Below are 5381 nucleotides of genomic sequence, written 5' to 3'. Positions count from 1 at the left end.
CCTCTAACTTTACGCGACCGTCGACACACGCCATCCTTTTTTAAACTGCGACCGAATGAGCGCGTATGACGGACGACGCCGACGACCGGGAGCCTCGCTCGGGGTCCGAGCCCGAACCCGGACGCGACGCAGTGAGCCGGCGGGAGGACGTGCGGCGTGCGGCCGCGGCGGTCGCCGACGGCGAGCTCGTCGTCTACCCCACGGAGACGGTGTACGGGCTCGGCGGGGACGCGCTCGATCCGGACGCGGTCGAACGCGTCTTCGACCTGAAGCGTCGCGACCGGTCGAACCCGCTCTCGCTGGGCGTCGCGAGCGTCGACGACGCGCTCCGATACGCCCGCCCCACGGAGTTCGCGGTCGCGTTCGCCCGGGCGTTCCTCCCCGGTCCCGTGACGGTCGTCGTCGAGCGCGGCGACGCGGTCCCCGACGCGCTCACCGCCGGCAGCGACCGGGTCGGGGTCCGGGTCCCCGACCAGCCGGTCGCGAGGGCGCTCCTCCGCGAGACCGGACCACTCACCGCGACGAGCGCGAACGTCTCCGGGACCGGGAGCGTCACGCGCCCCGACGACCTCGACGACCGGATCCTCGAGGGCGTCGGCGCGGTGATCGACGACGGCGAGGCGCCCGGCACGGAGAGCACCGTCGTCGACCCGGCGGCGGGGACGATCCACCGCCGCGGCGCGATGGCGGGCGCGATCGAGGCGTGGCTGGCGGACCCGCCGGTCTGAGCGGGCGGGTTCGCACCGGAAACAGAGCGTCGAAAAAACGGAACCGCGACGGGTTCAGACCGCGAGATCGCCTTTTTCGCTCAGAACCTCGACCTCCGCCGCGTCGACCGCGTCGACGTCGAGCCAGTGGGGGACGTACTCCCGCTTGTCGTACGCCTCGCGCTCGTCCTCGGTCCCGACCGTACACCAGAGCTGGGGCTCGTCCGGGCCGTGCCAGCCGCCCTGAACGTTGATACCGAAACAGACCAGCTCCTCGCCCTCGTACTCGATCACCGCGTCCCGCCGGATCCCGGGGTCGCCGCGAATGATGAGGTGTTGCATACTCCGTCGTTTGCGGGTTCCGTGCTTAATCGCTTCGATACGGTCGATCGACCGCGGGAACGCGCCGCGACCGCGGGCGGTCGGGCGCCGGACGGCGACGCCGTCAGCCGGAGTAGTAGTACTCGCCCTCGCGCTTCTGCTTGCTGTCGAGCTGCGAGCCCGGCTTGTTGATCCGGGGGCGCCCGGTGCGCTCGTCGCGGCGGAAGGTGATGTCGAGGTCGGCGAGGAACTCGTTCATCCCGTCGCGCATGTCCTGCGGGGGCGCGGCGCGGCCGCGCTGGGCCGGCTCGCCGTCGAACACCATCAGGCGGTCGGCCAGCAGGTCGATCATGTAGATGTCGTGGTCGATCACCATCACGGTCGCGTCGTGGTTCTCGGCGTACCGGCGGATCGCCGTCGTCGCGCGGACGCGCTGCTCGACGTCGAGGTGCGCGGAGGGCTCGTCGAGCAGGTACAGATCGGCGTCCTCGGAGAGGCACGCCGCGATGGCGACGCGTTGGCGCTCCCCGCCCGACAGGTCCGCGAGGTTCTGCTCCATGATCCGCTCCAGCTGGAGCGGCTGGGCGACCTCCGTGTTCCAGTAGGAGGAGCCGAAGTCGTCGGTGATCGACGAGAGGAAGGCGTCGACGCGCATCGGCTGATCGATCTCGATGTACTGCGGCTTGTACGCGATGTCGAGCGCGAAGTCGAGCGACCCCTCGTCCGGCTCCAGCGAGCCCGCGAACAGCTTCGCGAGCGTCGACTTCCCGATCCCGTTCGGGCCGACGACGCCGAGCACTTCCGACTGGTTGATCTCGCCGCCCTCGACGTGCAGTTCGAACTCGCCGTCGCCGTACGACTTCGAGATATCGGGGTATTCGATCAGCGTCTCGCTGCGCGAGGCGACGCGGGGGGCGTGCTCCTCGAAGGTGATCGCGGAGGGCCGGATCCGCATGTTCTCGTTGTCGAGGTACCCCTTCAGGTACTCGTTGATCCCGTTGCGGACCGACTTGGGGTCGGTGATAACACCGTACGCGCCCGGTTCACCGTAGGCGACGTGGAGGGTGTCGGCGAGGAGGTCGAGGATCGCGAGGTCGTGTTCGACCACGAGCATCGAGCGGTCGGCGGCGTCGTCGTCCGCCAGCTCGCGGATGAGCCGGGCGACGATCATCCGCTGGCCGATGTCGAGGTACGGCGTGATCTCGTCGAGGAAGTAGAAGTCGGCGTCGCGGGCCAGACACGCCGCGATGGCGACGCGCTGGAGCTCCCCGCCGGAGATGGAATCGATGTCCTGGTCCATCACCGGAGCGATGTTGAGCCGGTCGATCAGCTCGTCGAGCGCCCCGCGCTCGTCGGTGCGCTCCAGCAGCTCGCGGGTGTTGCCGTCGAACTGCTTGGGGATCTGGTCGACGTACTGCGGCTTGCGGGAGACGCTCACGTCGCCCTCCTTCAGCGACTTGAGGTAGTTCTGGAGCCCCGTGCCGCGGAACCGGTCGAGCACGCGGTCCCAGTCGGCCTCCGTCTCGTGGTCGCCGAGGTTCGGGATCATCTCGCCGGCGAGCCCGTGGACCGCGGTCGACTTCCCGATCCCGTTCGGCCCTAAGATTCCGGTGACGTTGCCCGGTTCGGGGGTCGGAAGTCCGTACAGCGAGAAGGCGTTCTCGCCGTAGCGGTGGACCGGTTCCTCGTCGAGCTCTGAGGGGAGATTGATGATCTCGATCGCGTCGAACGGGCACTTCTCGACGCAGATACCGCAGGTCTCGCCGAGGCAGATCTCCTCGGAGATGTGGATCTGGTCCGGGTCGCCCTCGACCGTGTCCTCGCCGCGCTCGGTGATGCACTCCTTGCCCGTCCGGTTCGGCGGACAGTAGTTCGCGCACTCGTAGTTACACCGGTCGGGCTGGCACCGATCGAGGTCAACTACGGCGATGCTGTCGTCGGCCATCTTACGCCACCAGCTGGACGCCTGACGTCGCCAGCACGGTGTAGCTGATGAACCACAGCGTGAACGTCAGGAACGCCACGTAGAGGTTGTCTTTGACGCCGAAGTCGCCGACGCCGATAGCTTTGTACAGCGGGTACTGGGCGAGCACGAACGCGCCGAGGACCAACACGACCGTCGTGCTCTGGGCCGCGGCCACGGTCGTCCCCACGTAGGCGGCCGAGACGACGCCGGCGGCGATCCCCGCCAGACAGCAGATCGTCGTGACGACCACGCCCCGCGCGTGGCCGGAGATGCCCGAGTCGTCGCTCATACCAACGGATCCGCGAGCGCCCGTGAAAAGCCGTTCGTTCCACCCGTCGGACGCCGGGGACCGCGAGGGCAGAGGTCGGCCGTCAAGACGGGCGCGACACGGGCCCGAGTGAGAGCGCGCGCGAGCCGTATCGCTGACTGACTGGTCAGTCGAACAGGCATATAGCGGCCTATATTGCTGGTTGTCAACGAAACAACCAGCAATATTCTCTTACTTCGGCGGGAAAATACCCGAAATACACCCGTGGTGCATCAACATTTATGACGATGTGCGGTTTCGAATCGTAACGATGGAAGGAACCCAAACGGAGGGGCTCGACGACCTCCCGCCGAGCGCCAAGCTCGTGTTCAAGGTGCTCGAGTACAACGGCCCGCTGACGCAGAAAGGCATCGTACAGGAGTCGATGCTGTCGGCCCGGACCGTTCGGTACGCCCTCGAGCGGCTGGAGGGGATCGGGGTCGTCGACGAGGACGTCTACTTCGCGGACGCCAGACAGAACCTCTACAAGCTCACCGAGCCGGCCCAGGAGTTCACCGGCGAGGAGAGCGACGCCTCCTGTACCGCCGACTGAGACCGCGTCGCTGAGACCGTGCCGATCGGTCCGCGCCCGTCCGACCCGTCGATTCCACGGTCGTTCGCGTCGCTGAGCGATTTGCTCGTCGCTGCTCGCTCTCTCCTCACTCGGGCTCCGTCGACACCTCGCCGGCGCCTCGCGCCGCCTCGGCGATCGTGAGCGCGACGGCGACTAACAGCGCGAACGTCGCCGCAAGGACGAACGCCAAGAACAGGAACCAGACCTCCGGCCCGAACAGCGGGTACTCGCGCGTGTCGATCACGGGTCCGAGTAGCTCCAGCGTGCGGACGAGGTACAGGAGGAGCGCGAGGCCCGCGCCCGTGACGAGCCCGATCCGGACGTTCCGGTAGAACGCCAGCGACTCCAAGAGGACGAGCATCGGGGGCTTGGTCGAACTGTCGTCGGTCACGACGGTACGTAGCCGCCCGGCGCGCAAAGAGCCTCCGGAACCGCGCGGTGTCCCGCTCGCCCCATCGAGAACATCATGATCGAAAATCGACGTTTGAGAGCCTAAACACGTCAATACCAGCCATCAAGTGGGGGCGGAATAAAGCGGGGATATGGCCAAGGTCGTCCTGTCGTCGTTCGCGATGATCGACCCGGAGACGTACCGCGAGGTGCTCGGCGAGCGCGTCGACGAATCAGTCGAGATCGAGGTCGCCGACCTGGGGTCGGCGGAGCGGGTGAGCGACGCGGCGGCGGGCGCCGACGCGGTCGTCACCGACATCAACACGCCGGTCACCGCCGAGGCGCTCGCGGCGCTCGACCTCGAGGTGGTGGTCCGGTCGGCGGTCGGCGTCGACAACGTCGACGTCGGCGCCGCGGCCGACGAGGGCGTCACCGTCACCCGCGTCCCCGACTACTGCACCGACGAGGTGGCGACCCACTCCGTCTCGCTGCTTCTCGCCTGTCTTCGCTCGCTGAAGGCATACGACGACGATGTCGCCGCCGGCGGGTGGAGCTGGGAGACCGGCCGCCCGGTCCGACGCGTGAGCGCGTCGACGGTCGGACTGCTCTCGTTCGGCCCCATCGCCCGGCGCGCCGCCGAGCAGCTCGCCGGCTTCGACGCGACGCTGATCGCCCACGACCCGTTCGTGGACGCCGACGAAATGGCCGAGTACGGCGTCGAGAAGGTCGAGTTCGAGGCGCTGTTCGACCGCGCCGACCACGTCGGCGTCTACGCCCCCCTGACCGACGCGACTCGCGGGATCGTCGACGCCGACGCCCTCGCGCGGCTCGGCGAAGGCTCGGTCGTCGTCAACGTGAGCCGCGGCCCGGTCGTCGACGCCGACGCCCTCCTCGAGGCGCTGGAGTCCGGGACGATCAAGGGCGCCGGGCTCGACGTGCTCGCCGAGGAACCGCCCGAGGACGACCCGCTCGTCGGTCGCGAGGACACCGTCGTCACGCCCCACGCGGCGTGGTACAGCGAGGACGCCAGAGACGACCTGAACCGGAGCGGCGCGGCCGACGTCGCCGCCGTCCTCAACGGCGAGGCGCCGGCGGGGCGGGTCGACCCGGACGCCG

7 protein-coding genes are annotated in these 5381 nt (G+C 68.5%); 3 read left to right on the top strand and 4 right to left on the bottom strand.

Annotation, left to right across the window (positions count from 1 at the left end; genetic code table 11):
- Positions 1 to 65: 65 nt before the first annotated feature.
- Positions 66 to 728 (top strand): L-threonylcarbamoyladenylate synthase, encoded by a 663-nt coding sequence (locus DJ75_RS17955; RefSeq protein WP_176451482.1) that lies wholly within the window; start codon positions 66 to 68, stop codon positions 726 to 728.
- Between the two features lie 54 nt (positions 729 to 782).
- Here the strand turns inward: DJ75_RS17955 and DJ75_RS17950 are convergent, their stop codons facing one another.
- From DJ75_RS17950 to DJ75_RS17940, 3 genes are all read right to left on the bottom strand, one after another.
- Positions 783 to 1049: an HAH_0734 family protein gene (locus DJ75_RS17950; protein WP_094525875.1), complete on the bottom strand. Its 267-nt coding sequence runs from the start codon at positions 1047 to 1049 to the stop codon at positions 783 to 785.
- Positions 1050 to 1152: 103 nt separating this feature from the next.
- Complete coding sequence (locus DJ75_RS17945) at positions 1153 to 2973, bottom strand: ribosome biogenesis/translation initiation ATPase RLI (protein ID WP_094525874.1); 1821 nt, start codon at positions 2971 to 2973, stop codon at positions 1153 to 1155.
- 1 nt (position 2974) lies between these two features.
- Positions 2975 to 3283 (bottom strand): hypothetical protein, encoded by a 309-nt coding sequence (locus DJ75_RS17940; RefSeq protein WP_094525873.1) that lies wholly within the window; start codon positions 3281 to 3283, stop codon positions 2975 to 2977.
- A 289-nt stretch (positions 3284 to 3572) separates the two neighbouring features.
- Between DJ75_RS17940 and DJ75_RS17935 the strand changes: the two genes are divergently transcribed.
- Positions 3573 to 3854, top strand: a complete 282-nt coding sequence (locus DJ75_RS17935) for a helix-turn-helix domain-containing protein (protein WP_094525872.1) — start codon at positions 3573 to 3575, stop codon at positions 3852 to 3854.
- A gap of 106 nt (positions 3855 to 3960) precedes the next feature.
- Here the strand turns inward: DJ75_RS17935 and DJ75_RS17930 are convergent, their stop codons facing one another.
- On the bottom strand, positions 3961 to 4236 hold the full coding sequence (locus tag DJ75_RS17930) for a hypothetical protein (protein ID WP_094525877.1): 276 nt from the start codon (positions 4234 to 4236) through the stop codon (positions 3961 to 3963).
- A gap of 181 nt (positions 4237 to 4417) precedes the next feature.
- Between DJ75_RS17930 and DJ75_RS17925 the strand changes: the two genes are divergently transcribed.
- A partial coding sequence (locus DJ75_RS17925) for a C-terminal binding protein (protein WP_094525876.1) occupies positions 4418 to 5381 on the top strand: 964 nt, incomplete at its 3' end.

This window comes from Halorubrum sp. Eb13, assembly GCF_002252895.1.
Classification (GTDB): Archaea; Halobacteriota; Halobacteria; order Halobacteriales; family Haloferacaceae; genus Halorubrum.
This window is presented reverse-complemented; position numbering and strand designations above follow the sequence as displayed.